This is a genomic window from Streptomyces sp. GbtcB7 (assembly GCF_019091445.1).
Classification (GTDB): Bacteria; Actinomycetota; Actinomycetes; order Streptomycetales; family Streptomycetaceae; genus Streptomyces; species Streptomyces mirabilis.
In genome coordinates this window covers 1-334 of record NZ_JAGXJM010000202.1, presented here as the reverse complement: position 1 = coordinate 334, position 334 = coordinate 1, and the positions used below count along the sequence as shown (strand labels likewise).

The following is a 334-nucleotide window of genomic DNA, read 5'->3' as shown; positions in this document are numbered from 1 at the left end:
CGCCTCGTACACGAACCACAACTGCTCGGTGTAGCGCGCGTACGCCTCGACACCGTGCCTGCCGCCGTGCAGGTCGCTCATGAACCTCGTGGTCTCAGCCTCCATGTGCTGCTCGTGCGACGCGGTGCGGATCAGCGTCGAGAACGCCGTATTCATGGGACCTCCGGTGACGAAGAGGACGAGAACCAGTCAGAGTCTTGTATGGTTAGGCTTACCTAAGTCAATGGCTCCTGGGTAGGTTCCCGACACCCTGTCGGTAAAAACGTACCCCGCCGGGCGCCAAAAGAAGCCCGCCCTGTGATCAGGGCGGGCGAGGTGCGACGAGCGATGAACC

Annotated in this window: 1 protein-coding gene; it reads right to left on the bottom strand. The window is 62.0% G+C overall.

The window, feature by feature from the left end; all coding sequences use genetic code 11:
* On the bottom strand, positions 1–156 hold a 156-nt coding region (locus KVT44_RS55845; protein WP_217576928.1), incomplete at its 3' end, for a biliverdin-producing heme oxygenase.
* Positions 157–334 lie beyond the last annotated feature (178 nt).